At 68.4% G+C, this 23,954-nt stretch carries 18 protein-coding genes, 1 tRNA gene, 2 pseudogenes and 1 riboswitch; of the genes and pseudogenes, 10 read left to right on the forward strand and 11 right to left on the reverse strand.

From position 1 onward, the window contains the following. Positions 1-3 precede the first annotated feature (3 nt). From KWI83_RS29370 to KWI83_RS29400, 7 genes are all read right to left on the reverse strand, one after another. Entirely contained in the window at positions 4-1,137 is a 1,134-nt protein-coding gene (locus tag KWI83_RS29370) for a hypothetical protein (protein ID WP_218517400.1), read from the reverse strand. 87 nt (positions 1,138-1,224) lie between these two features. Continuing rightward, entirely contained in the window at positions 1,225-3,306 is a 2,082-nt protein-coding gene (gene fxlM / locus KWI83_RS29375) for a methyltransferase, FxLD system (RefSeq protein WP_218517401.1), read from the reverse strand. 21 nt (positions 3,307-3,327) lie between these two features. Next, positions 3,328-4,602, reverse strand: coding sequence for a lanthionine synthetase C family protein (locus tag KWI83_RS29380; RefSeq protein ID WP_218517402.1), 1,275 nt, complete (start codon positions 4,600-4,602; stop codon positions 3,328-3,330). After that, positions 4,599-7,553, reverse strand: coding sequence for a lantibiotic dehydratase (locus KWI83_RS29385; protein WP_218517403.1), 2,955 nt, complete (start codon positions 7,551-7,553; stop codon positions 4,599-4,601). The genes KWI83_RS29380 and KWI83_RS29385 overlap by 4 nt, the downstream gene beginning before the upstream one ends. A 213-nt stretch (positions 7,554-7,766) precedes the next feature. After that, a complete protein-coding gene (locus KWI83_RS29390; protein WP_016825826.1) occupies positions 7,767-7,946 on the reverse strand; it encodes an FxLD family lanthipeptide in 180 nt (59 codons plus the stop codon). A 190-nt stretch (positions 7,947-8,136) separates the two neighbouring features. After that, positions 8,137-8,325 carry a hypothetical protein gene (locus KWI83_RS29395; protein WP_218517404.1) on the reverse strand — a complete coding sequence of 63 codons (189 nt, stop codon included), beginning with the start codon at positions 8,323-8,325 and terminating at the stop codon, positions 8,137-8,139. 227 nt (positions 8,326-8,552) lie between these two features. Next, positions 8,553-8,999, reverse strand: coding sequence for an ATP-binding protein (locus KWI83_RS29400; protein WP_218517405.1), 447 nt, complete (start codon positions 8,997-8,999; stop codon positions 8,553-8,555). A gap of 619 nt (positions 9,000-9,618) precedes the next feature. On the opposite strand from KWI83_RS29400, the pseudogene KWI83_RS29405 reads away from it, so the two are divergent. From KWI83_RS29405 to KWI83_RS29430, 6 genes and pseudogenes are all read left to right on the forward strand, one after another. After that, positions 9,619-10,524: pseudogene (locus KWI83_RS29405) on the forward strand (hypothetical protein). Continuing rightward, entirely contained in the window at positions 10,521-11,060 is a 540-nt protein-coding gene (locus KWI83_RS29410) for a GNAT family N-acetyltransferase (protein ID WP_218517406.1), read from the forward strand. The pseudogene KWI83_RS29405 and the gene KWI83_RS29410 overlap by 4 nt, the downstream one beginning before the upstream one ends. Before the next feature lie 800 nt (positions 11,061-11,860). Continuing rightward, positions 11,861-12,580, forward strand: coding sequence for a TIGR02391 family protein (locus KWI83_RS29415; protein ID WP_256362962.1), 720 nt, complete (start codon positions 11,861-11,863; stop codon positions 12,578-12,580). A gap of 40 nt (positions 12,581-12,620) precedes the next feature. Continuing rightward, complete coding sequence (locus KWI83_RS29420) at positions 12,621-13,823, forward strand: hypothetical protein (RefSeq protein WP_218517407.1); 1,203 nt, start codon at positions 12,621-12,623, stop codon at positions 13,821-13,823. A gap of 117 nt (positions 13,824-13,940) precedes the next feature. Continuing rightward, positions 13,941-14,327 (forward strand): hypothetical protein, encoded by a 387-nt coding sequence (locus KWI83_RS29425; protein ID WP_218517408.1) that lies wholly within the window; start codon positions 13,941-13,943, stop codon positions 14,325-14,327. A gap of 809 nt (positions 14,328-15,136) precedes the next feature. Beyond that, positions 15,137-15,856: a leucine-rich repeat domain-containing protein gene (locus KWI83_RS29430; RefSeq protein WP_308122248.1), complete on the forward strand. Its 720-nt coding sequence runs from the start codon at positions 15,137-15,139 to the stop codon at positions 15,854-15,856. Between the two features lie 303 nt (positions 15,857-16,159). On the opposite strand, the gene KWI83_RS29435 is transcribed toward KWI83_RS29430, so the two are convergent. Further along, positions 16,160-16,765: a flavin reductase family protein gene (locus tag KWI83_RS29435; RefSeq protein ID WP_308122249.1), complete on the reverse strand. Its 606-nt coding sequence runs from the start codon at positions 16,763-16,765 to the stop codon at positions 16,160-16,162. A 128-nt stretch (positions 16,766-16,893) separates the two neighbouring features. After that, positions 16,894-18,024, reverse strand: a complete 1,131-nt coding sequence (locus KWI83_RS29440; protein ID WP_218517410.1) for a dihydrofolate reductase family protein — start codon at positions 18,022-18,024, stop codon at positions 16,894-16,896. Between the two features lie 84 nt (positions 18,025-18,108). On the opposite strand from KWI83_RS29440, the gene KWI83_RS29445 reads away from it, so the two are divergent. The 4 genes and pseudogenes from KWI83_RS29445 (at position 18,109) to KWI83_RS29460 (ending at position 21,510) form a co-directional block, all read left to right on the forward strand. After that, positions 18,109-18,621 (forward strand): MarR family winged helix-turn-helix transcriptional regulator, encoded by a 513-nt coding sequence (locus tag KWI83_RS29445; RefSeq protein ID WP_218517411.1) that lies wholly within the window; start codon positions 18,109-18,111, stop codon positions 18,619-18,621. Between the two features lie 122 nt (positions 18,622-18,743). Further along, positions 18,744-19,368, forward strand: a pseudogene (ribA, locus tag KWI83_RS29450) (GTP cyclohydrolase II). Positions 19,369-19,933: 565 nt separating this feature from the next. Further along, a tRNA-Met gene (locus KWI83_RS29455) sits at positions 19,934-20,007 on the forward strand. Positions 20,008-20,270: 263 nt separating this feature from the next. After that, a riboswitch (cyclic di-AMP (ydaO/yuaA leader) is annotated at positions 20,271-20,449 on the forward strand. A gap of 11 nt (positions 20,450-20,460) precedes the next feature. After that, positions 20,461-21,510: a M23 family metallopeptidase gene (locus tag KWI83_RS29460; RefSeq protein ID WP_218517412.1), complete on the forward strand. Its 1,050-nt coding sequence runs from the start codon at positions 20,461-20,463 to the stop codon at positions 21,508-21,510. A gap of 121 nt (positions 21,511-21,631) precedes the next feature. On the opposite strand, the gene KWI83_RS29465 is transcribed toward KWI83_RS29460, so the two are convergent. Then, entirely contained in the window at positions 21,632-22,942 is a 1,311-nt protein-coding gene (locus KWI83_RS29465) for a PrsW family intramembrane metalloprotease (protein ID WP_218517413.1), read from the reverse strand. A gap of 42 nt (positions 22,943-22,984) precedes the next feature. Beyond that, a complete protein-coding gene (gene trmB, locus KWI83_RS29470) occupies positions 22,985-23,815 on the reverse strand; it encodes a tRNA (guanosine(46)-N7)-methyltransferase TrmB (RefSeq protein WP_218517414.1) in 831 nt (276 codons plus the stop codon). Between the last annotated feature and the right edge of the window lie 139 nt (positions 23,816-23,954).

The following is a 23,954-nucleotide window of genomic DNA, read 5'->3' on the forward strand; positions in this document are numbered from 1 at the left end:
CCGTCAGAACCGCAGGGGTCGCGTTCCTCCGGGATCGGAGGAACGTGTGACGCTTTCCCGGATCACGCTATCGCTGGCGCGCAGAGCCGCCGTCAGTTCTCCTCTCAGCTCGTCCGGGAGGATCCCAGCGCCGAGGGCGCAGGCGCACACCAGGGTGCGACAGTCCTGCACTTGCCGGTCCGTGGCGATCTCGGTGTACAGAGGATGAGCCAAGTTCTCGCGGGCCGCGTAGCCGTCTTCTGCGTCCGTCGTCCTGCGGTGGAGGTGCTCGACGATGCGGTGCGCGGCGAGCGCCCCGGCGGAACCGATCGCGTCGAGGACTGTAAGTCCGAGCCGGGTGTCGAAGACGGTCATCCCGGGTTCGGTCTTCCGTCCGAGGTAGGCCGTCACCAGGTCTGCCAGGTGACCGTCGATCGGTTGCCCGGCGTCGCGGCGGCATAGAACGGTCAGGCATGCCGTGACGGCTTGTTCCCACGGGTCGCCGGGCATCGTGTCGGCAAGGAGGACAGCTGCCCAGGCGGTGTCACCCGCGGCGAGGGCGGCGAGTACGGCGACCTGTCGGCCGTCGAGCATCCGTTTTCCGATGCCATGGTGGGCTTCGATGTGCGCCAGCGCCTCGGCCCATCGCCCCTCGGCGGTGAGGGTGCGTGTGCCGTCGGCGAGGAGGACGCGCCACAGCCACGCGCGAACCTCCTGGCGGTCTTCACCGGTCGTAGTGAGGTCCGCAGGTACGTTGACGCCTTCGAACCGGGCGGCTGTGCCCGCCTCGACGGCCTTGTACAGGTCGAGCAGTCGCTGACGCCCCTCATCTGCGCGGCCGGCGCGAATCTGGAGGCGGGCCAGGTTGACGACCGGTTCCAACCCTCGGATCGCGCTCATGCCGGGGAGGGGGCAGGCGTGGAGGTAGGCGGCGGCGTGTTGGTGGCACATCTCGCGGGCGAGATCGGGAAGGCCGAGGTCGGAGGCGATGAGCGCGGCCTGGTTGTAGACGGCCGATGCAAGCCCTTGGTCGGTCTTGTTCACCACGGTGTCGGCCAGGTCGACGAGACTGCGCACACGCTCGGGCAGGGGCAGGCAGGCGGGCCGGAATCGGGCGACGAGCGGGAAGCGCTGGGCTGTGGGTCCGTGCGGATCCATGGGTCCCCCAGTGTGTGAGTGAGGGCTGGTGGGGCGACGGTGCCCGCCGCCTGCGTGCCGCAGGCACCGTCCGCTACACGTGGGGCGTCACCGCCAGTCGACGACGATGCGGTTCAGCGGGGTGTCGAGGGCGAAGAGCCCCGGGCGCTGCTCGATCTCGGGGGCGTCGAGAGGCTGGATTTCGAACGTGGCCTCACGGTCGCGGTAGTCGCGGTCCCAGGTGCGGATGGCGTCGGCGACCCTCGCGGCCAGCTCATCGCTGCCGGGGCCGTGGCCGACGACACCGAACTCCCAGAGCTTGCCACCCTCGGGGGTCTTCTCCTTCGAAAGGCGCCGGGCGAGGTAGGTGACGGCACCCTTGTCGACGACCGCGGTCGACGAGGGGTAGGGGTCCTCGGTGAGCAGGGTGCCCTTGGCGCTCTGGGGGAAAAGCATCCGGATCAGACCGGAGGGCAGGGAGCAGGTGATGAACAGTTCCATCCACTCTGGCGACTCCATGGCGCGGACCGTCATGCCGGTCCATTCCTCGGTGCGCGGCTGGTCGAGTACGCCCGCGAGGGCGTCGGCGTCGATGTTGAGCCCGGCGGGGGCCTGGAGTCGTACGGCGCCGTCCGTGCTGAGAGGGATCACTCGGCGGTCGTCGTCAGCGATGCCCCGCCGAAGCGGCATGAAGGTGTTCATCTCGCTGCCGAGGGACACCCACCGGCCGTCGCGCTGCTCGTAGGCGATGGAGCGGGAGACGGTGCCCTTGAGGCGCTGGGGGACGAGGAGCCGGCCGCCGGGTGCGAGTTGCTGCTGCCAGGCGTGCGGTACGCCGTGCGCGCCGACGGTGGCGATGATCCGGTCGTACGGTGCTGCTTCGGCGTAGCCGAGTGCCCCGTCGCGGGTCACGGCCTCGACGTTGGTGATTCCGGCGGCGGCGAGGTGCGTGCGGGCACCCTCCACGAGGTCGTCATCGACGTCGAGGGTGGTCACGTGTCCGTTCTCGCCGACCAGGTGGGCGAGCAGACCGGCGTTGTAGCCGGTGCCGGCACCGAGTTCGAGGATGCGCTCGCCGGGCTGGGCGTCGAGCTGGTCCAGCATGAGGGCGACGACGCCTGGCTGGGAGGCGCAGGAGATGGACGTGCCGTCGGTGTTGTACTTGATGTGTACCGGTGCGTTGGCGTAGGCGTCTTCGAGTGACGCGTCGGGCACGAACACGTGGCGGGGCACGGTCCGCAACGCGGTCTCGACGGCGGGCGTGCGGGCGTGTCCGTCCGCGCGGAGCTGGTCGACCAGGGTGTTGCGGAGGCGCTCGGCGTCCGCCGTGGGGGTGGTGATCGTGTCGGTGTTCACCGCGCTGACGCTATCGATGCTGGCCGTTGCCTCGGTGGGCGACTCGGTGTGGTCACTCGTTCCCATGACTACCTCTCGTGCGATGTGGGACAGGGCGCTCTGGTCGTCCCGGAGGAGACCGGCGCGGTTGGCGTGGAAGATCACGTGGTGGGCGATGACGGCTCGCAGGCCGCGGGTGAGGGCGCCGCGGCCTGCGAGGTCGGCGAGCGTGGCACCAGCCCGTTCGAAGGCGGTCACCCATTCCTCGTGAGCGTGGAGTGGGCCGCCCAGGCGGCAGAGGCTGTGGGCGTCGGCGGTCATGAGCTTCCGCATGGGCGGGGCCAGTTCGGCGGCTCGTTCGGGTGGTGGTGGATTGGTGGCCGGTCGAAGGGCCGCTACCTTCGCCCATACGTCGCCTTGTTCGAACCAGTCGAGTCCAGCGCCGCGCATCATGACGCTCGCCAGCAAGACTGTGGTCTCCCGGCGTCCCAGGTGCATCGGGCTCGTCTGGTAGGTGAGCAGGTGGCGGGAGTCGCTGTGGAACAGTTCGTGGGCTGCGTCCATGGCCTCGGGTCCGCCGAATGCGTCGGTCTCGGGCTCGTAGATGCCGGGCAGGCACGACACGGCCACGCCGTCGCCGATTAGATCGCTCAGGAGCGACTCAATGGTTGGTGAGGGCTTGTCGGCGAGGTAACGCAGTGGCCAGGGCTGCTTGTTCATGAACCACCAGCCGGTGAGCTGCCCGTCGGCCTCGGCCTGGATCAGGGCGGGGCCGAGGCGTTCGGCGATGGTGCGCCGGGCGCTCTCGCGGTCGAGAAAGGTGATGTTGTGCTGCTGCCAGCGGTCGGGAGGCATAGAGGTCCTTCGGTCGGTGGTTCAAGCGGTGAGGAGGCATGCGTCCCAGGCGGACTGGGGTGGTGCGGCGGTGCTGGGCGCGAGGAGGGCCAGGGCTATGCCGGCGGCGCCGTCGAGTAGGCCGGGGCCGCCTTTCCGGTCCTGGATGAGCGCCGTGGCCATGAGTTCGGGGTCGGTGCCCGGCGGGGTGATCTCAGCCAGGAGGGCCGGGATCGCGGCGCGGAGTCTTCCCGCGGTCGAGGGGTGGGCGTCGTCGGCCGTACGCGCGGCAGTGTGGGCGAGGCCGGCGAACCCGTGGCAGAGGCCGTTGTCCGTCGTGGCCTTCAGCTGCTCGGGATCGGTGAGGGCGGCCACGAGCGCGTTCTCCGCGTCGATCTGGCGGCTGGCATCGCCGAAGGCAAGCGCCGCAAGTTGCTGGGCGCGGGCGAGGCCGGCGGTGCCGTAGCACCAGGATGGCCGCCTGGGGGCTGACGGGCCGAGACATCCCCTGCGCAGTTGGCCCTGAGTGACCCAGTACGGCCAGACCGGTCCGCCGTCGACTATCTCCTCCCAACGGTCCAGCCAGGTCAGGATGGTGCGCAGTGCTGCATGGTGCCCGTGGATGACGTAGCCGTTCCGAGCTGCGAGGGCCAGGAGCGCGAGCACGCCGCCGATGCCGTGCGCCATACCGGTGTTGGCGTGCCCGCCAGGGAATCGGTCGTCCGGGCTGCCCGAGGGCCCGGTCTCCGCCCACCAGCCCGGCAGGGTCTCGCCGTGGTGGGTGATCGGTTCGGTGAGGCGCACGCAGTAGTCGAGAACGGCGCGCATCGTGGAACTGCCGGGGTCTCGGCGCAGTAAGTAGGCGCCGTATCCGGTGAGGCCCCGGATGGCGTCGAACTCGGCGAGCTGCGGCAGGCGTCCGGCGTCGATGCGGCGGTGTGCGGCGTCGAGACGGCGTCCGACGTCGACTGTGATCTGTCCGTCCATCACGTCGAGGGCGCGCAGGTAGGAGCCGGGAAGGTGGTCGGCGGCACAGCTCAGGGCATGGGCGAAGGCGGGAACTCCGTAGAACGGGTGGCTGTCCGGGCCGCTGGTGAGCGGTTGCCGGGAGGCGGCGGTGAGCCAGGCGTGGGCGCGGTGCCACGGGCCGCGGCCGTTAGCGGCCAGCTCGATGTGCAGGAGCGCGATTCCCGGCGGGCCGTATGCAAGGTGTTGCCGGTCCGAGGAAAGCGTCCTGGAGCCGAGGGGCGCGGTGTCGGGGTCGGCGAGCCGGGCGGCGATGGCGTCGACCAGGCCGAGCGCGGGGTGGAGGCTCACGACGCCGTCCTCCTGGTGCGGGCGGTCCAGGCCAGGGCAGCAGAGCGCGCCAGGTAGAGGCACACCTCTTCCTCCGGGAAGTTCACGGCGACGTGGCGCACGAAGTGAACGTGCAGCAGCGAGGTCAGGACGTCGTCGACGGCGATGCCCTGGGTGTCCGGGCCGGGCATGTGCGGCCGGTATGCGGCGAGCGCCGTATCCCGGTCAGCCCATCCCGACACGATGGCGTCCCCGCCCGGGACCTGGCGCAGCCCCGCCCAGTCGTCGCACGGGTCGGCGAGCCGTACGGCGGCGGTGAACTGCGGGCGTGGAACGGGAGCGGGGGCTGTCGGCGGGATGTGATCGATCAGCCACCGCATCCCGGCCTCGGTGCTGCCAAGGAACGCGGAGGCGATCGCAACAGTGTGGGCCGCCACCAGCGTGCGCTGACTGGGGCGCTGTGGCTGCGTGAGCTGGGCCAGGATGACGCGCGAGTCCGCCCGGAACACCTCCTCGGCCGCCTCCCATGCGGTGTCGGAGCCCCAACGGCCCATCTCCCGGTAGGAGGTGGGATAGCGCAGGTCGGCCAGCAGGCCGATGCTGCGTAGCTCGTCGGCCCAAGCGCTCACCGTTCGAGCGGTGCTGGCGAAGGCTTCCGGGTTGGGGAGGGCGATGCGTACGCGGAGGTGTTGGTCCGGGTCGCGGAAGCGGATGAACCACCACGGCGGGTTGCCGAGCTGTTCGAGGAGGCCGGGCAAGTGCCGGGAGAGCAAGACGTCTTGGCGGCGTGGGTCACCGTAGAGCGCGGCCAGAAGAACCGACGAAGAGGCAGGCGTCTGCATCTGGGCCGCAGACAGGGCACGGGCCCGGCTGGGGGCTGGCAGTGGCGGCCATGTCGACGGCCTGGTTGCTTTAAGTGGCACCACGACCTCGTGGGCTCGCCCGCCGCACCAGCCATACGCATCTGGTTCCGGGGCCTCGACGAGTACGGCCAGGCGCGTCCGGTCGAGGTGCTTGCGCAGGAGCGCACGGTGGCCGGCCTCGTCGAGGTCGAGGAAGAGGCGCCGGTCGTCCTCTACGAGATGGACGCGGCGCGGCAGTCTCCGCCGGGCACGCCAGTCGCTGAGCGCGGCGTCCCACTCAGCCCGAGGACGGGCACGGCCGGGCAGTTCGGACGCTTCCAGCCGCCAGCGCGCCGGGGCCAGCACTGTCCGGCCGTACCGCAGACGTGGAAGGAACGGCATCGCCGTTGCGGCGCCCCAGCCGAAGACGGTGACCTGCGCGCACTGGGCGCGGGACAGTTCGGTGAGGAACCGCACCAGTGGTGGGGTGTGGGTGCGGAGGTTCAGCGCGTGCATCCCGACGGCCTCCACGCGGTGGCCTCGCTCAGGGACGGCGAGGTACATGCGGCGGCCGTCGCACCCCACAGCCAAGTCCTCCGGGGTGAGGATGGTGTCCTGCGGGGCGCGGTGCTCCTGAAGGCTAATCACGGTGGGTAGAACCTGTGGGGAGCGGGTGACGTGGGCGCTCTCGGAAAGCAGGGGTGGGAAAGAGAGCTGCGCGGGCACGGTGTTGCCGTCTGCGGCCGGGAGGTCGGCAAGCTCGGCGGCCAGGGCCTCGCGGTCGGCGGGGGCCAGCACGCTGAGGAATCGGCCTGTGGAGACGCCGGCGCCTCGGGACACGCTCGTGATCTCCAGCCGGAACCGCCCACGCTGCAAGTCCTCCAGGCTGGCCGCGTGCACCTGCACTCCGATCTCCAAGTGCGGCGGCAGCCGTGGCTCATCGGGACCCACGTCCAGGGTCTCAATCTGTTCGTCCGTGAGGATCACTTCGTCACGGCCGTCAAGCGCGGCGGCCTGAGCCAGCCGTACGAGGGTGTCATCCCGAGCGGAGACGCGGGGCCTGCGTGCGCTGGCCGGAGCGCCTGGGTAACCGTCGGGATAGCCGGTGCCGCTGTCCGCGACGACCTCCGCGAGCGGCACCATCGTGCCGATGCCGTACCGCTCGTAGAACCGCTGGTGGTACTCGTTCCAGGCGGCGGTCCCGTACGGGCGGATGCTCAAGCGGGTCAGGGTGAGAGCGGCGCGCTCGATCTCTCGGGCGACCGCTTCCGGCAGAACGATCTGCGCGCCCAGACGGAGGTCGAGCGCGACGGGGTGGCGACGCAGGCCAGGGACGAGGTCTCGCATCCGCGCCGCGACGCTGTCCCGGCCGCCGTATGTGGCGCACTCCTCCAGGCCCGCCCGCACTGCGTGGAGCTCGCGTACGGTCTCCGCGACCGGGGCGAGGCTCCCGGCGTCGATCGCGTCGAGTTGGCCCACCAGATACCCGAGGGCATCGGTCTCGGTGCTCGGAGAGTGCAGGCCCGTGATCAGCACCCGCCGCCGGATTAACTCCGTAAGCAGTTGACACAACTTCTCGGGACCGGCCTCGGGGAAGTCCGCCTGGAGTTTGTCCGCGAGGGTGCCGAACCGGATCGGCAGTCGGGTCGCGGCAACGACCGCGCGCACCGGTCCGGTCAGGGCCAGAGACGCCTCGACTGCGCGAGTCCGGTCGTCCTGGACGTCGGGCTGGAAGGGCACGATGAGCCGGTCTCCCCGGTACGCCACGGTGTTGTTGATGACGACGGGCAGCCGTTCGAGGAGGTCCGGGCATGACTCCAGCCGTGCGACCAGGGCCGCCAGCCACTCTGCCCCCGCGCGGCCGACGGCCATGTGTTCCTCGCCCCAGTCTGCCCGCGCCTGCGGGCCGAACTCAGCGGTTGCAACGCCGGCGAACAGGCCGAAGGGCGTCGCCCGGTGCTGGGCGCGAAGCAGGTAGCGGGCTACGGACAGCGTCGCGCGCTGCACGTCGCGGCGGGCGGGGTGCTCGGCCGTACACAGAGCCCGTACCTGCGCGGCCAGGACCGGGCTGGAGTGCTGGAGTGCCTCGGCGACTTCCTTGTTCGCCCAGACCGCGCGTAGCCACGCCATGCGGGTAGACGAACCAGTGGGCGAGCGGTCATCGAGGTCAGGGCAGGGAGGAAACGGCAGGGAGGGCCGGGCCACGGCGCGCACGAGAGCAGTGGAGCCGGTGCGGAAAGCTGCGGGCGGAGCAACCACCAAGTACCTCCGTAGGTGGGGGCGGGCGGCTGGTGCCGCCGCGCGGAGACGCGGCGGCACCAGACCGGATTGACCTCGGGCCGGTCAGGCGACGTTGGTGGTGCAGGCGCCGCAGGTGGACCCGCAGTTGTCGTCGGTCAGGTTGACCAAGCCCGCCGGGTCGGCGATCTCGACGAGGGAGACGTCCAGGTCGAAGCCGTCCGACGCCCCCGGGATCTGGGGGCGTACTTCGGTGCGGCTGGGAACTACGGTGCTGCGCGTCATGCTGCAACTCCTCGCAATCGTTGTGGTGTTACTGGGCTGGAGTGCCCACCAGGTGCCGCCACGGGAGCGTCGCCAGACGGCTGCTCCCCGGACGGCTCCTGGCCGCCCGGCACGAGGGGACGTGCTCCGCGTAGGAAAGTCCTCGCGGGCTGCCTGCCTCACGCCGGGAAGTCGTGTGCCGTGAGTCCGATCAAGCGGATGTCGGCCGCCGCTTCATGAAGTAGGCGAGTGCCTGGGCCTTGAGACGATCGAGGCACGGCTCGCACGCGTAGAAGGGTGCGTGCTGCCCGTCCCACTGCACCGGGCCGAGCCAGATCACCAGGACTCCGGTACGCCCGCAGCCGAGCCAGCAATCACCGGTGATCCACGGCCACTCCATGGAAGGACGTCCCCTTTCTCAGCTGGTCGGGATGGTCGATCTGGCGGCCTGGCAGTTGGGAGCGCAGGCCCAGAGCTGGAACGGCAGGCCCCGGTGGCGTATCTCGCCCAGCCGTCGACCGCTCGCTCCCAGCGGCCAGGCGCAGAGGGCGCAGTCCATGGCCATCTGCTGGCGGGGCCGGAGTCGAGCGAGATCCGGAAGGGGCGAGGGCGCCGTGGCCGGGATGCTCACTCGCCGCCCCCGGTGCGGAGTTCCGCCCAGACCTCTTTGCCCCAGGGGCGTCTGCCCGAGCCGTGCAGGTCATAGCCCCAGCGGTCGGCGACCGCATCGACGAGGAGCAGTCCGCGCCCCGACTCGTCGTCGTCAGCCGCCTGGCTGAGTATGGGCAGACGCGCTGGTTCCCGGTCCACGACCCCGACACGCAGTCGTGTCGCGTCCGGTCGCGCAACCGTGAGGCGGATCTCGGAACATGGGGTGTGCCGGGAGGCGTTCGCGATCAGCTCCGTGACGATCAGCGCGGCTCGGTCGGCGAGGCCGTCGAGGTGCCACACACCGAGGACGTCTCGGACGAGGCCGCGGCCGATCTCGGCCGTGGACGGCTTGCACGGGAAGGTCTGGCTGTACGTGGGGTGGCCGACGGAGAGGGCCTCAACTGGTGTTCTCAGACTCGTCATTGGGGTGGAGCCTTCGTGTCGTCTCGGCGCCCGGCCCGCCCCCGCGGGGGAACCTCAGGGGCGGGCCGGGCCGTCAACAGCCGCCCGCACGGTGGGGCGCGGCGGGCGACCAGCACCCAGACAACTCCCTTTCACAGCAGGTTGGTTAGGACGTTCAGGTGCTCAGTCGACGGACCGACCTAGGGCGTTTTGACCTCTCCTTTACCTGGCGGGTGAGGATCGCGCGGGCTACCGTGCCCGCATGGACACCACCCGCAACACCGTTCTTGAGGCGTGGATGACCGAACACGGCTACAGCTCCAACAGCCTCGCCGAGGCCGTGAACAGGGCCATTGAACGGTTGACCGGGCGCCCTGGAGGGCTCGACGGCTCATCTGTGAGGGCATGGAAAGCGGGCCGGGTCACGTGGCCAAAGTCAGCTGCCCGCAGGGCACTTGAGGACGTCACCGGATTACCCGCCGTCGCTTTAGGGTTCGTGCCACGGGGCCGGCCTTCGTCCATCCCGGCCCCACCGCAGCAGGAGGACCCCGACATGAAGCGCCGTACCCTCGTCGGCAGCATTGCTGCGGCTGCCGCCGCGGCAGCCGCACCCGGTACCGCGTCGCCGCGCCGTATCGGCATGAGTGACGTCAACCGCCTGAACAAGCGCTTCGCCGAGATCATCGCCAGCGACCACCGCCACGGCGGACAACTTGGCATCGAGCACCGGGCCGCCGCCCTCGCCGACGAGGCGCTGAACCTCCAGAACGCGGGCAGCGCCACCCAGCGCGTACGCAGCAACCTCTACGCCTCCGCAGCCGCCTTCCGCTCCTCCGCGATGTGGGCCGCCATCGACGGCCGGCGCTACGACGTCGCCAAGGCACACATGCGCGAGGCCCAGGCCCTCGCCGAGATGTCCGGCGACCAGGCAATCAAGTTCCGCATCTGGAGCCACGCGGGCACCATGTACCGCCACATGGGCCGCCCCGCCGACGCGTTCGCCGCCAACGACGTCGCCCGCAACCTGCACCTCACCCGCCGAGACCCCCTCTTCGCCTCGCTCGGCCTGGCCCGCCAGGGCGCCATCCACGGCACAGCGCAGGACCGCACCGGCACCCGCCGCGCCTTCGATCAGGCGCAAGACGCCATGCTGCGCGCCGACCCCGCCGACTACCGGCCGGTGTGGATGCTCGCCTTCTACGACCAGGCCGAGCTGGACTCCCTGGCCCTCTCCGCACACTTGGCGCTCGGCGACTACTCGACCGCCGAGTACCACGCCCACCGCTGCCTGTCCGCCCTCCGGCCCCACATGATCCGCTCCCGGGCCATCACCACCACCCGGCTCGCACACGCCTAGCTCGCGCAGGGTGCCCCCGACGCCGCCACGGCCACCGCGATGAAGGTCCCTGCCGAAGCCGCCACCCAGCACGCCCGGGTCACGCGCATGCTGCAGGAGTTCGGGGCCGCGCTGCGCGCCACGGCGCCGGGCAGCTCCACCGTGCAGACCTGGACCGAGCACACCGCCGCCTGGAGGATGGCTGCATGACAACGGCGCCCGCCATCGAACTGCGCACCTTCACCACCCTCGACACAGCCCGCGGCGACCTCCTCGACGTGTACGCCGACGTACGCGCCCCACTCCTCCACCTGCCGAACTACGCGGTCACCTCGTTCGGCGAGCGCCTGGACCGACACGGCGGGGAGCCGGGGTTCACAGCCGTCCTCGCATATGCAGACGGACATCCGGTCGGCTACGCCTACAGCAACACCATCGAGCACGGCGACCGCTACTGGCAGCGCACCAGCCCGACGCCGGCTGCGAAGTACACCGAGCGCCCGGCCCTGGCCCTGAAGGAAATCGGCGTCCGGCCGACCTGGCGGAAGACCGGCACCGCCCGCCGCATCCACGACGCCCTTCTCGCCACCCGCGACGAGCCATTCGTCACGCTCATGGTCAACCCAGCGGCCGGCGACGGAAAGGTCCATGCGCTCTACAGGTCGTGGGGGTACGAGGACATCGGGCAGAGCCAGCCATCACCAGCCTCACCGGTTCTCACCGTGATGATCCGAGCCGTCGGCTGACCAGCGTCCACGACAACCTGGGAGGAATCCAGCATCGTGCTGTAGTTCTGGGCCCAGTCTTTCGCGCTATGTCGCGCGGTCTGCCCCGCACTGCAGTCTCTCATCACTGCTCGGTCGTGCCCCAAGAGATGCGTGGGGTACGACGCTTGCTCGATCATTCTCCCGGTATTGACCAACCATCACGTTGGAATGCCGCAGTCCACCGTTGCTCTACCGATTCTGCCCATTCCGGCTCGATATCCGAGGCGAAGGCCAGCAACCCTGAAACGTGCCGAACGAGTCCCTCGAACGAACTGGGCTGCATCATGCGCCAAGCAGACTGGACCAACATCGCCGCCGCAGCCGATCACTACGGGTCACGCCCTCAGCACGCGACAGCCATACTCCGACTCACAGTCTGAGAACGCATCGCCCCTGCCAACCAAGGACTTCCGGGCTGAGCTTTGGTACGGCGATTGCAGTATCCGCTACATGAACGTTTTGGATTGCCTATCTGGGCCGCGTCAGCCGAGGTACACCCAACTCGCAGCGCTGGACCCGTTACCGAGCGTCGAGGTTGCTATGAGGGATGGTCGTTCTCCAAGGGCGGCGTGGCCTTCGTGCGGGTGTTGGAGCGGGAGATGGGCACGGTCACTAGTCGACAGAAGTGATCACAAAAAGTCACGTATGAACGGTGGTCTATTCCTTTTGCCCGCCCAAGGCTTGACGGAGTGTGAGTGATTGCCGGTCTGTTGGGGTTACTGTGTGTCGATAGTTGACCATGGCCGCGGAGCTGTCGGCTTCTGGAGGAGGAGTCCCGCATGCAGACACAGAAGGCCATCGCGAGTCTGAAGCAACTCCAGGAACAGGCGCGAACTGAGGGCCTCGCGTTGAAGAGCCCCGACCGCTTCTCGTCCTGGAAGGGGCAGGTGCGATCCGTACTTACTCGATCGCTCGGAAAAGACCACGCCTTGCTCAAGGACTTCGAGGCGGTTCGTTACCGACCCATGGTCTTCTCGACTGACAGCCCGCAGTCTTCATTTGACTCGTCATTCCTTAGCGGGCTCAAGCGGGCCTGTGGTGTCATCGAGGCGGCCATCTTCGAGCTGGAGGACGCAGGCACCAGTGACGACGCAGTGGATGAGACCGCCTTTGACCCGGATCTCTGGGCGTTCGTCAAAAACTACGTGGAAAACGAAGACTGGCAGGCGGTAGCTAGCCAGACGGCCATCTTTGTCGAACACCACGTACGTCAGTGGTGTGGCGATCCCAAAGACAAGAATGGCAAGACCCTTGTCGGCAAGGGGTTGTACTCGACAGTCTTCGCGGATGCTGCCCAGTTCCGGTTGGGCAAGGAGAGCGGCGAGTGGGAGGGCTGGCGGATGCTCGGCATGGGCTTCGCCCAGGCTCTGAGCAACGTTGACCGCCACAACATCCAGAGGCGGGACGATGCTAAGCGGTACGCGTTCGGCGTCCTGGGGGTCGGGAGTCTGATCCTGACGCAGCTGAGACACCAGCATGGTGAAGACCTAAACCTGTGACGAGTGATCACCACCAATCGTCGGCAAAGGATGCAGGCACATGGAAGATGCCAGTCTGACTCGTGAGATCGGCCGCGTAAATCAGCACACTCGCTCCATGATTAGCGAATACGTAGCCTGGGGCGGAAAGATCAGGCATGGGGAGGTCCACTATGCTCTGTACGATGAGATGCTGGAGTTCGTAAACCTCCGCACTGAAACTGCGGATAGCTGTCTCACGCTCATCGGAAACCGCAAGATCGCCGATTCGCTTGGGCTCAGTCGATCGCTGCTGGAGCACTACCTCCTTTTTATGTTGATGTGCCGAGGACGTAAATACTTTCGGCTGCAAGACCTCTCAAACCTGACCAAAGGGCAATTCAATGTACGTCTTCGGAAGGAACAAGAGGAACTAGAAGCGAAGCGGGCAGCTGGTACATCACAGCGCATCGCGGTGCGTAAGTACCCCAGAGCGCCCGCCAGGCACCTCATGCACATCTTCGAGGGATTGAAGGACAAAGAAGACCCTGACTTCGTGATCCCTATCCATTACTTCCAGTTCCAGCAGTTCCGGCCTGAGGTGATGCGCCTTAATGATGAAGATTACTTCCAGTATTACCCGCGTCCGGAAGAAACTAAGAAGGCCCTAGAGGAGCACCAGAGAGGGGCAACGTTCAGCTACCGGCACTACCTCGCCTACGACGCCCTGCTGCAAAGCCTCGAGCTAAATGATTTGGTTGATTCGGCTGCCATTGCGCGGATCGAGGCGCACTACACCTTCCTCGGAAAATTCCTCCACCCAACGCATGGAGCTGCGCGTGAGCTGCGCGAAAGGAGCAACATCCATTACGGCGGGACGGGAGTTGGTATTGGCCAAGACTATTCGCAGCTATCGGTCCTGCTGGCATCACTGTATGTGTGTTACTCCCTGGCTGGGTTGTTTGGTGAAGCCGTAGCACTCCTCGAAGGTGCACCCTCGAAGTATGTTGCTGATGCGGGCACCAGCGATCTGCGCGCCCTTATAGACAGCGTGCCGAGGAGCTTCCCCTACTTCTGGTTTCTGTTCAACGATCCGCCCCTCTTTGATTGCTTTAACTACTGCGTCCACCACGCGAGCGAACAAAATCTTGCAGAGTGGGGGCATTACAGCAACGTTCCCAAAGCGCGCGTCCCGTTCGACCAGAACATCTACACCCACCTGGAGCGCTCTCTCGGCACCTGCTCCAATAGCCGCTGGGGAATGTATTACAGTCCGATTGGCTAGCGATTTTCAATCCCTCTCGGCGCTCACTCGAAGCGCAAGGATTGAACTGTCGGCAGGGGACTCTGGTTTGTTGTCTGCGGCTGACAGAGACTCAGTTCAGCCTATAGTCTGGCCGTTGTGGCATCAGATGACCTGACGATCGAAGTTGCAGGCAGCTCCTCGCTTGCTCCGCCGGCGAGACAGGCACTCGAAGAGTGCATGAAGGCGTACGGGGAGGACGTGCTCCGCGAGGCCGGACGCTTGGAGGCGAGCCTGCATGTCGGAGGGGGCGCTCCGATGATCACAAACAGCATGGTGCAAGAGGCGGATCTCCTTGGGCGTCGAGGCCATATCCAGCGACCAACGCCTAAGTTCAAACACGCTATGCAGCTCGTCTCGTATGCGGCGGCCGTAGTAGCTGGTGTGTTTGCCGGAAGTATGGACACGGCGACTGGTTCAATTGGGTTCGCCGTTTCTGCAACGACGGGCATTATCGCATTTTTCCTGGGGCGCAATGATGGCTGAGTCATCACGAGAGGTATTTGGATACTCGGTTACAGAGGATGCTCAGTCGGAGTTGCGACGCTGGTCCGAGAAGGCAGAGAGGGAGCTGCTTCTGCGCGCCCGGCTCTGTGCAGACCAAAGGGGCTCTGCTGTAGTCACCCGAGAAGATGTTGCAATTGCAGCAAAGGGCGCTCCTTCTGAGCTCTTTGGTGATTACCTCAAGGTTAAGAAGAAGACGATCGTTCGTGCTTCGACCGTGACTGTTGGTGTTCTGGTTGGGGCTTTCCTGTCTTGGCTCCTTCTGCGGCATGTGACTGTACCCTCGCAAGGCTTTGTGGTAGCTGGGCTGAGTGTGCTTACAGCTTCAATTAGTGCAGTTGTTGCAGCGCTTGGGGCCTTTTACGCATCCAGGGCAGCGAAGGCTCAGGCTGTTGTCGCGTCTCGTGAGCATACGAGGTGGCAAGTAATGGAAGCTTGGATCGAGATCGAGCGCGCGATTCGTGACAGTTCTGCTGCAACGGCAGGAGCAGACACAGCCGCTCGGCCGATTGGTGCGCTAATCGATGACCACGCCGACCAGTATGGCTTGGGTCAAGACTTCCGCCAAGACTTGAGGGAAATTCTTCTAGTTAGAAACAGGATTGCTCACGGGATGGAATTCGATCTATCGCCAGATAAAGCTGCTGACCTAATCAAGCGTGCGCGAAGGATCGCTCAAAGAATCTCTGCCCGCTCTGATGGTTCTCCCGCGTCGACCGATTCGCTGTAGTCCGCGCGAGGTGACTCCTTGTAGGACTGGCCCGCTCGCATACCCGGGAAGGGATCAAGCCGTGCCGCACCTACTGAACTTGTGGCGTCAACAGCTGGGCAAAGTCCCCGAGTCCGTCTGGCAGCACACCGAACTCCAGGTACTGATCCTCGCGGACAACGGGCTTACGGACCTCCCGCCGGAGATCGGACAGATGCTCCGGCTGACGACGCTGGACCTCGGGCACAACCACCTCACCTCGGTGCCTGACGAACTCGGTGACCTGGTTGGCCTCAGCGGTTGCCTCTACCTGCACGACAACGACCTGACCGAGATCCCCGACGCCCTGGGAAACCTGACGAGGCTGCGTTACCTAAACGTCGGCGAGAACGCGCTGACCGCCCTGCCCGAAACCGTCTGCCGGATGGCCGGCCTGATCGAACTCCGGGCGCAGCACAACCGGCTGACCACGCTGCCCGACGGCATCGGCTACCTGCACAGCCTGCGCGAGCTGTGGCTCCGGGGCAACGCGGTCGAAAGCCTGCCGCGGTCCATGGCGGACCTCCGCGAACTGTGCCACCTGGACCTGAGGGAGAACGCCCTCGGCGAGCTCCCGGAAGCACTGGCCGACCTGCCCCGACTCCGCCAACTTGACGTGCGGAGCAACCGCCTCACACGGCTGCCGGGCTGGGTCGCCGACATGCCTGCGCTGGAGAAGCTGGACCTGCGCTGGAACGCCTGCGAGCCCTCCCCCTCGCTGCTGACCGCACTGGAGCAGCGAGGGTGCGTCGTCCTCTTGTAGACCGAAAGCCGCTGTTCAGGGGCGTGCCGTGCGTGAGCGATGCGTGAGCGGATGATGTAGCAGAGGCCATCACGGCGTGGACTGAGCATGCGGCAGCACCTACCCTGACCAGGTGGTTCCGGACACCGACGAACGGCCCGGAACCGCCCAGCAAGCCTTGGCCAGGACTTTTGATCCATTGGTTGTGGGTTCGAGTCCCACAGGGCCTACGGATCGACCCCGGTCAGGGCGCACCTGATCCGGGGTCGAGGCGTTCCGGGGCCTCGGGGCAGTCGACCCGAGCGCGGCTGAGGGGTCCGGGCGTCACGGCTGGGCCGGCGTTCGCGCCGTTTCCGACCGGAAGCCGTGCCCCAGTTCGGGCGCCAGCCCGTGGTAGTGCCGGAAGTTGTAGATGAGCGGGCTCCACACGGCCGGGTCGATGTGGTGCGTGCCCGGTATGACGACGCGTTCGTCGGCGTGCACGCGCAGCACCTCGCACTCCACGCTGAAGAACAGACCCTCGCCGCCCGCCGTCAACCCGACCGCCCGCGCCTCCAACTGCAGGCCGCACTCGGCGACCCGCGGCGGCCGTACGACGTCGGAGTCCACGGGCGTGAGTCCGGCCGCGGCGAACTTGTCCCGCTCGTACCGGTACACCGCCCTCTTGCCGGGCGGTACCGGATTCGCCCCGGTGAGCGGTGCGAGGCGCTCCACGTGCTCCCACACCTGCGGTGAGGCGACACTGATCACCAGCTCCGGGCACGCCCGGAGGTTCCGTACCGTCTGGCTCTCGCTTCCCAGGCCCAGGACAACGCGCTGCCCCAGCGCCCAAGCCGACGAGATCGGAGCGAGGTTGAAGGACCCGTCCTCGTTCTCGGTGGTGAGCAGGACCACCGGGGTTCCGAAGTAGAGGATGCTGGGGCGGATCACGCGGTGTGTGCTCGTCGTACCAGGGGTGCCGGTCACGCCAGTGGTGGTGGCGGCGGTGGTGTCGGTCGTCATGCGCGAACGCTAGGCCCGCGACGTTTCGGTGGCGGGCGAAGCATGCGCGTAACACTTCACCCGGCCAGATGCCGATTGGGCCCCTTGGCCGCCCCCTCGTACTCGGCCAGCACCACCACACCCACCCCCGCCCCCGCCAGCACCCCACTCCCGTCGGCCCCCGCCACGAACGTGTCCGGCTCACGCCAGGCCGTGACCACGCGACCCACACCGGCGTCGAGGATCAGCTGCGCGCAGGGGCGGGGGCGGGAGGCGCGGTGGGTGCATGGTTCCAGGCTGGTGTACACCGTGGCCCTGGGGAGCCGAGGGTCCCGCGCGTCGATCTTCGCGAGGGCCGCCTCCTCCGCGTGTACGACCGGGTCGCCGCCCTCCCGCGAGTGGCCCCGCGCCAGCTCCGTCCCGTCCTCCGCCACGACCACCGCGCCCACGCTGAAGGCCGTCTCCGACGGCGGGCAGAGCGCCGCCAGCTCGCACGCCAGTGCCAGCCAGTGGCGGTCGGCCGCCGAGGCCAGCGGCCCGACGCCGGGGGCGGTGGGCTCGTAGCGCATGAGGACGACGTCTTCGATGGGCCGTGTTTCGACCAGGCGCAGGCGTCCGGGCGGGTAGTGGCCGGGGCCGAAGAGGCGGGGGGCGGACGGGTCGCCGACGAAGAGGGGGGCGAGGACGAGCTGGAGTTCGTCGGCCAGGCCCTCCAGGAGGAGCTGGGTGTGGATGGTGCCGCCGCCCTCCACCATCAGGCGGCGGATGCCGCGTACGTCGTGCAGATGCGCGAGCAGCGCCCGCCAGTCGAGGGTGTCGCCGAGTGCGACCACGTCCGCCGCGACGGGCGTCTCCTTGAGGCGCCGGGCGCCCTCCGTCGTCGTACAGACGACCTTCTCGCCGCCCGTGTGCCAGAAGTTGGCGGTCGGGTCCAGCTCGCCGGAACCGCTCACCGTGACCTTCAGGGGGTACTCCGGCTTCCCCGCCGCCACCCTGGCCGCCCGCCGCTCGGGGGAGTTGACCAGCAGCCGGGGGTTGTCGGCGCGGATCGTGCCGGCGCCGACGAGGATCGCGTCGACGGACGCGCGTACCTCGTCGACCCGGTCGAAGTCGGCCGGGCTGGACAGGAGGAGGCGTTCGGGGCCGGTGTCGTCCAGGTAGCCGTCGAGGGAGACGGCGGCGGACAGCAGGACGTAGGGGTAGGGCATGGGCGCACTCCACCTCGGGGCCGGCGGACCGGAGAGGGAACCGGCGGGCTTGGTTAAAATTTTAAACAAACCTACACTGGCGGCATGACGACTCGCTGGCTCACCCCGGAGGAGCAGCGCGCCTGGCGCGCGTACATGGGAGCCACCCTCCTCCTGGAGGACGCGCTCGACCGGCAGCTCCAGCAGGAGGCCGGCATGCCGCACCTGTACTACTCCATCCTCGCCAACCTCTCCGAGGCCCCGGAACGCCGCCTCCGGATGACCGATCTCGCGGAGAAGCTGAAGATCACCCGCAGTCGGCTGACGTACGCCGTCACCCGGCTGGAGAAGGACGGGCTGGTACGGCGCGAGGAGTGCCGTGGGGACAAGCGGGGGAGCGTGGCCGCGCTGACGGACGCGGGGATGGCCGTGGTGGAGCGGGCGGCCCCGGGGCATGTGGAGGCGGTGCGTGCGACGTTGTTCGATCATCTGACGCCGCGGCAGGTGGGGCAGCTGGAGGAGATCTTCACGGAGGTCGCGCAGGCCCTTCAGGGAGACGGTGGCGGCAATGCGGCGGGGGATGTGCCGTGGCGGCGCCGGTCGTCACCGTGCTCGTGACCCGCCTCATGGGGGCCCGTGAGATGGGTCACGCACAAGTTGTTGCTTCAAATTTAAAGCATGCAGTAGGGTCGCCGGTCGAGGAGCTGCTTCAAATCTGAAACACTCACCCGGAGACCCGTATGCCCGACTTCCCCGCCGCCACGCCGCGCGCCCGCGTCCGGGTACCGCTGCGCTTCCATGACGGCTACAGCGCCGACGCCGACCTGGTCACCTTCCACGGCCTGACCGACGGCCAGGAACACGTGGCCGTCGTCCTCGGCGAACCCGGCCCCCGCCCCCTCGTGCGACTGCACTCCGAATGCCTCACCGGCGACCTCTTCGGCTCCGCCCGCTGCGACTGCGGCCCTCAGCTGCACGAGGCGGTGGAGCGCATCGCGGCCCGCGGCGGCGTGCTGCTCTACCTCCGCCAGGAGGGGCGCGGCATCGGTCTCTACAACAAGCTCGACGCGTACGCCCTGCAGCCAGGGCCTCGACACGTACGAGGCGAACACCGCGCTCGGTCTCCCGGAGGACGCCCGCGACTACACGGCGGCGGCGCAGATGCTCCGGGCCCTGTCCATCACGGACCTCGACCTCCTGTCCAACAACCCCGACAAGGCCGACCAGCTCCGCGGGGTCGGCATCACCGTCCACGACCGCATCCCCACCGGCGTCTTCACGACCGCCCACAACGTCCGCTACCTGCGCGCCAAGGTCCTCCAGACCCAGCACACGCTGCCGCTCGCGGAGCTGAACGCGGGGTGAGCCGGAGTGCCCACACGGGCGGGTCGGACTGCCGGAGCTTGTCGATGACCAGCTTGCTGAACGCGGCGGCGGTCCCGCAGGTGTCCTTGGGGGCGTCCGGCCGGTACCGCCTGATCAAGGTGCTGAAGGAGTAGGTCGATCTCGCGAGGGTGTGCGTGACTCCGAAGGCGGCGAGTTCCGGTGCCGGCGCGAGGTGGGGCGGGCGTGCTGGGAGACGGGCCGGAGGGCGTCGCCTCCGTACGGAAGCCAGGGCTGCGGCGGCGGGAGGGGTCCCCGACGGTTGCGGGGACGGTCCCCGGCGGTCGCGCCGACGCGCCGCTTTCCCATCAAGGCACCGGCCCGGCCCCTGGTGACCGCGGCGTCACGACGCATCGCAGAAGACCCGGGCGGCCTCGCCGAGCGTGGAGGCGGGGGACAGGTCCAGCGGCTCGTGGGGCAGCGCGACGCCGAACTCCTCCTCGGCGGCCACGACGAGATTGAGGAACGCGAGACATGGGCGACCGGCTACTGCTCGATCGGGTGGCGTGACCGGTCCCGCGCATGGCGTACACTGGTGACACAACGACGCGGGGTGGAGCAGCTCGGTAGCTCGCTGGGCTCATAACCCAGAGGTCGCAGGTTCAAATCCTGTCCCCGCTACTGAAGGCCCGGGGCCGGAATCCAGATCAGGGATTCCGGCCCCGAGTCGTTCCCGGGAGCGCCCTCCGCGTAACAGCTGACACACAGTCAGGCAGGATTACGATCCTGAATGTCGGTCAACTCGCCCGATTTCGCCGTTCATGGCCAGTACGTCCTGGCAGGAGACGTTAATGATCAAGCGGAACAGCTTGGAAATCAGGCCCCGGTTCTATTAACGTCCGATAACGCAGCGCGGTCGTCCCAGCCGTCACAAGAGGCGGCTCCGTGCGCACGCGCCGAATCCCGCGCGCGGCCCTCACCGGCCACACAGGGAACCGGGGAACCACCACCTTGGGGTGAATCGGGCGTATGCCGCCGTACCAGTACGGTTGGTTTACGCGCGTAGGAGACCTTCCTGCTCCGAACCCGTCAGCTAACCCGGTAGGCGAGAAGGAAGGAAAGGAGTACGCCTACGTGGCGTCCAACCGGCCTGCCCCACAAGCCCCGTTCGTGCCGGACCAGCGCACCGCCGACAGCACCGACACGTTCGTCTACGGCGCACAGCGCACCGACGAGGGCCCGTGGGAGGAGTGGAACCCCACCGCGGACTCCATCCGTCCCGTACGCGGCCGGCATCGCGTCACCAAGCAGCGCGGCGGCGGACTCGCCCGCAGCTCCACCGTGCTCGGCGTCGGCGTCATAGCCGCGGTCGGCGCGGGCGGCATGGCCAGCGCGAACACCGGCAAGCCGCCGGTGTCGATCTCCCTGCCCGACCTGCCCTCCGTCGGCGCGCTGATATCCGACGACGACTCCGACACCGCCGACACCAAGGCCGCGAGCGCCCCCCTCAGCAGCCTCGGCACGACCGCCGCGGACACCGCGGACGGCACCACCGACGCCGGTGAGGCGCTGCGCGCCCGCATCATCGCGCAGGCCGAGCAGCAGCAGGAGCAGGTCGAGAGCAAGGCCGCCGCAGAGGCCGCGGCCGCCGCCGAGAAGGCCGCCGCCGAAGCCGCGGCCAAGGCGGAGAAGGAGGCCGAGGAGAAGGCCGCCGCCGCCAAGGCGAAGGCCGAGGAGGAGGCCCGGAAGAAGGCCGAGGCCGAGCGGCTCGCCGCGCTGGCCAAGCAGTACGCGCTGCCGACCTCCTCGTACACCATCACCTCCACCTTCGGCCAGGCCGGCGCCCTGTGGTCGTCCGGCTACCACACCGGCCTCGACTTCGCCGCCCCCACCGGCACGCCCATCAAGGCCGTCCACAGCGGCACCATCACCGAGGCCGGCTGGAGCGGGTCGTACGGCTACAAGACCGTGCTCACCCTCGACGACGGCACCGAGATCTGGTACGCCCACCAGTCCTCGATCGGCGTCAGCGTCGGCCAGAAGGTCACCACGGGCGAGGTGATCGGCCGCGTGGGCGCGACGGGCAACGTGACCGGCGCCCACCTGCACCTGGAGGTGCACACCGGCGGATCCGGCGGGATCGACCCGCTGGCCTGGCTGCGGAGCAAGGGGCTCAACCCCTGAGAGGTGCCTGAAACGCGCCTGAGAGAGCCTGAGTGACGCTTCTTTCGAACGCCGGTGGCCCTGACGGCAACCCCCCGATGTCAGGGCTGCCGGGTTCGGCTGCCCCCAGCCTGTCGGGGGTCTACGACCGGTACGGGTTGTACGCCGGGTAGGGCGCCGTCGGCCCGTACCCCGGCGTCCAGCCGTACACCGGCGGCATCATCACCGGCACCGGCGGCGCGGTCACCCGTGCCGCGTACTCCAGCGCCGGGCGGGCGATCTCCCGGCGGCTCCACAGCTCCTGGAGCAGCTCGCGTTCCCGGACGACGAAGTCCGCCCGGGCGCGGCCCCGGCGGCCCCGATGCCGTAGGAAGGCCAGCGACGTGGCGTACGCCTCGTACTGCGCGACCGCCCGGGCTGCCGGTTTGCCGAGGTGGTGGCCAGCGTACTCGCGGGCCAGGCGGCGGGCCCGCATCGAGCCCAGGGCGAACGGTTCGGCGGGCGAGAGCCAGCCCGCGACGACGTACGCCGGGAGCTCCTCGCGTACGGTCCGCAGCTCACGCTGCCGGGTCCAGATCACCAGCCAGGTCAGCAGCCCGAACGCGGGCACCATGAAGCCGCCGTACACCGCGAAGAAGCCGTAGTCGCCGAAGGTCGCCGAGCCGTTCCAGAAGGCGTGCATGCCCATCGCGAGCAGCAGCCCGGCCGGTGGCAGCAGGACGCGGCGCAGCCGCTGGCGCTCCCCGGCGAGCGCGGCGATGCCGAAGCCGATGCCGGTGAGCACGGTGAACAGGGGGTGCGCGAACGGCGACATGATGACCCGCACGAAGAAGGTCGCCGCGGTCACGGAGGCGATGCCGCTGTGGCCGGCCAGCTGGTCGGTGCCGAACGCGGTGCCGAGATAGAGGATGTTCTCGGTGAAGGCGAAGCCGGTGGCGGTGACACCGGCTATGACGACGCCGTCGAGGATTCCGGTGAAGTCGCGGCGCCGGAAGAGGAAGAGCAGCAGGATCGCGGCCGCCTTCGCGGACTCCTCGACGATCGGGGCTATGACCGTGGCGCCCCAGGTGTCGGCGCTGGTCGGGTCGGCGGTGGCGGTGGCTATCCATTGGGTCGCGAAGCTGTTCGCGATGATCGCTATCAGTGCGGCCGCGCAGGCGCCCCAGGAGAACGCGAACAGCAGGTTCCGCCAGGGGCCGGGCTCGACCCGGTCCAGCCAGCGGAAGGCGGCTATCAGCAGCGGTACGGGCAGGATCGCGAGGCCGAGGCCGACCAGGAAGCCCTCCGTGCCGGTCTGTTCCCGGACCAGGGCGAGGATCACCAGGCCGGACAGCGCGAGCAGCGTGATCAGTGCGCCGTACCGCACCCACCGCTGCTGCCACCAGTGCGCGTGCCGCAGGGTGCCGCCGGTGGGGACGCCGGGGTTCGTCGGGTACGGGGGACTGATCGCCACGGCATTGACCCTAACGAGGGGAGGTTCGAACGAGGGAAGGTTTTACGGCTGACCTTCGTGCTGGTCGTCGTGCGGTGCGCGGCGGAAGAGCAGGTCGTTCACCACATGACCCTTGTCCAGGCCCTGACCCTCGAAACGGGTGAGCGGGCGGAACTCGGGGCGCGGCGCGAAACCTCCGTCGGGCCGGGTGTTCTCGAAGGCGGGGTGCGCGGTGAGCACCTCCAGCATCTGCACGGCGTACGGCTCCCAGTCGGTCGCGCAGTGCAGGATCGCGCCCGGCTTCAGGCGGCTCGCGGCGAGGGTGAGGAAGTCCGGCTGGATCAGCCGGCGCTTGTGGTGCCGCTTCTTGGGCCAAGGGTCGGGGAAGAAGACGCGCAGCCCGTCGAGGGAGTCGGGGGTGAGCATCTCGCGCAGCAGGATGATGGCGTCGCCGTTGGCCACCCGGATGTTGCTGAGGCCGCCCTGGTCGGCGAGGTTGAGCAGATTGCCCTGGCCGGGGGTGTGTACGTCCACGGCGAGGATGTTGGTGTCCGGGTCGGCGGCGGCCATCCGGGCGGTGGCCTCGCCCATGCCGAAGCCGATCTCCAGCACGACGGGGTTGTCGTTGCCGAACAGCTCGGCGAGGTCGAGGACCCGCCGCCCGTCGATGTCCAGCCCCCACTTGGGCCACAGCCGCTGCAACGCGTCCGCCTGCCCCGCGGTCACCCGGCTCCGCCGCGGCTGAAAACTCCGGATCCGCCGCTCGAAGTGCGAACCGGCGGGGTCCGCCTTGGGACCGTCCGGGAAGCGCGGCCCCCCCTTGTCCCGGGGACGGCGGATCCCGCCGTCGGGGGTGGGGTGGGGGGCTTCGGGGGAGTTGAGGGAGTCAGACACAGTGGGTTCGATTTTACGGGTTCGGGGTGGGGCGGGTTCGCGTGCGGGGGCTGTGGACGCGCGTGCGGGTTGGGCGGGTTCGCGTGCGGGGGCTGTGGACGCCGGTGCTGGGTGTGCGGTTGTGAGTGCCGAGGCTGTG

Source organism: Streptomyces sp. TRM70350 (assembly GCF_019219825.1).
Taxonomy (GTDB): Bacteria; Actinomycetota; Actinomycetes; order Streptomycetales; family Streptomycetaceae; genus Streptomyces.

Excerpts from the sequence above, each read along its gene's own strand:
- KWI83_RS29370 (WP_218517400.1), bottom strand. The coding sequence starts at position 1,137 with ATGGATCCGCACGGACCCACAGCCCAGCGCTTCCCGCTCGTCGCCCGA.
- fxlM (WP_218517401.1), bottom strand. The coding sequence starts at position 3,306 with ATGCCTCCCGACCGCTGGCAGCAGCACAACATCACCTTTCTCGACCGC.
- KWI83_RS29385 (WP_218517403.1), bottom strand. The coding sequence starts at position 7,553 with ATGGCGTGGCTACGCGCGGTCTGGGCGAACAAGGAAGTCGCCGAGGCA.
- KWI83_RS29390 (WP_016825826.1), bottom strand. The coding sequence starts at position 7,946 with ATGACGCGCAGCACCGTAGTTCCCAGCCGCACCGAAGTACGCCCCCAG.
- KWI83_RS29395 (WP_218517404.1), bottom strand. The coding sequence starts at position 8,325 with ATGGAGTGGCCGTGGATCACCGGTGATTGCTGGCTCGGCTGCGGGCGT.
- KWI83_RS29400 (WP_218517405.1), bottom strand. The coding sequence starts at position 8,999 with ATGACGAGTCTGAGAACACCAGTTGAGGCCCTCTCCGTCGGCCACCCC.
- KWI83_RS29410 (WP_218517406.1), top strand. The coding sequence starts at position 10,521 with ATGACAACGGCGCCCGCCATCGAACTGCGCACCTTCACCACCCTCGAC.
- KWI83_RS29415 (WP_256362962.1), top strand. The coding sequence starts at position 11,861 with ATGCAGACACAGAAGGCCATCGCGAGTCTGAAGCAACTCCAGGAACAG.
- KWI83_RS29420 (WP_218517407.1), top strand. The coding sequence starts at position 12,621 with ATGGAAGATGCCAGTCTGACTCGTGAGATCGGCCGCGTAAATCAGCAC.
- KWI83_RS29440 (WP_218517410.1), bottom strand. The coding sequence starts at position 18,024 with ATGCCCTACCCCTACGTCCTGCTGTCCGCCGCCGTCTCCCTCGACGGC.
- KWI83_RS29445 (WP_218517411.1), top strand. The coding sequence starts at position 18,109 with ATGACGACTCGCTGGCTCACCCCGGAGGAGCAGCGCGCCTGGCGCGCG.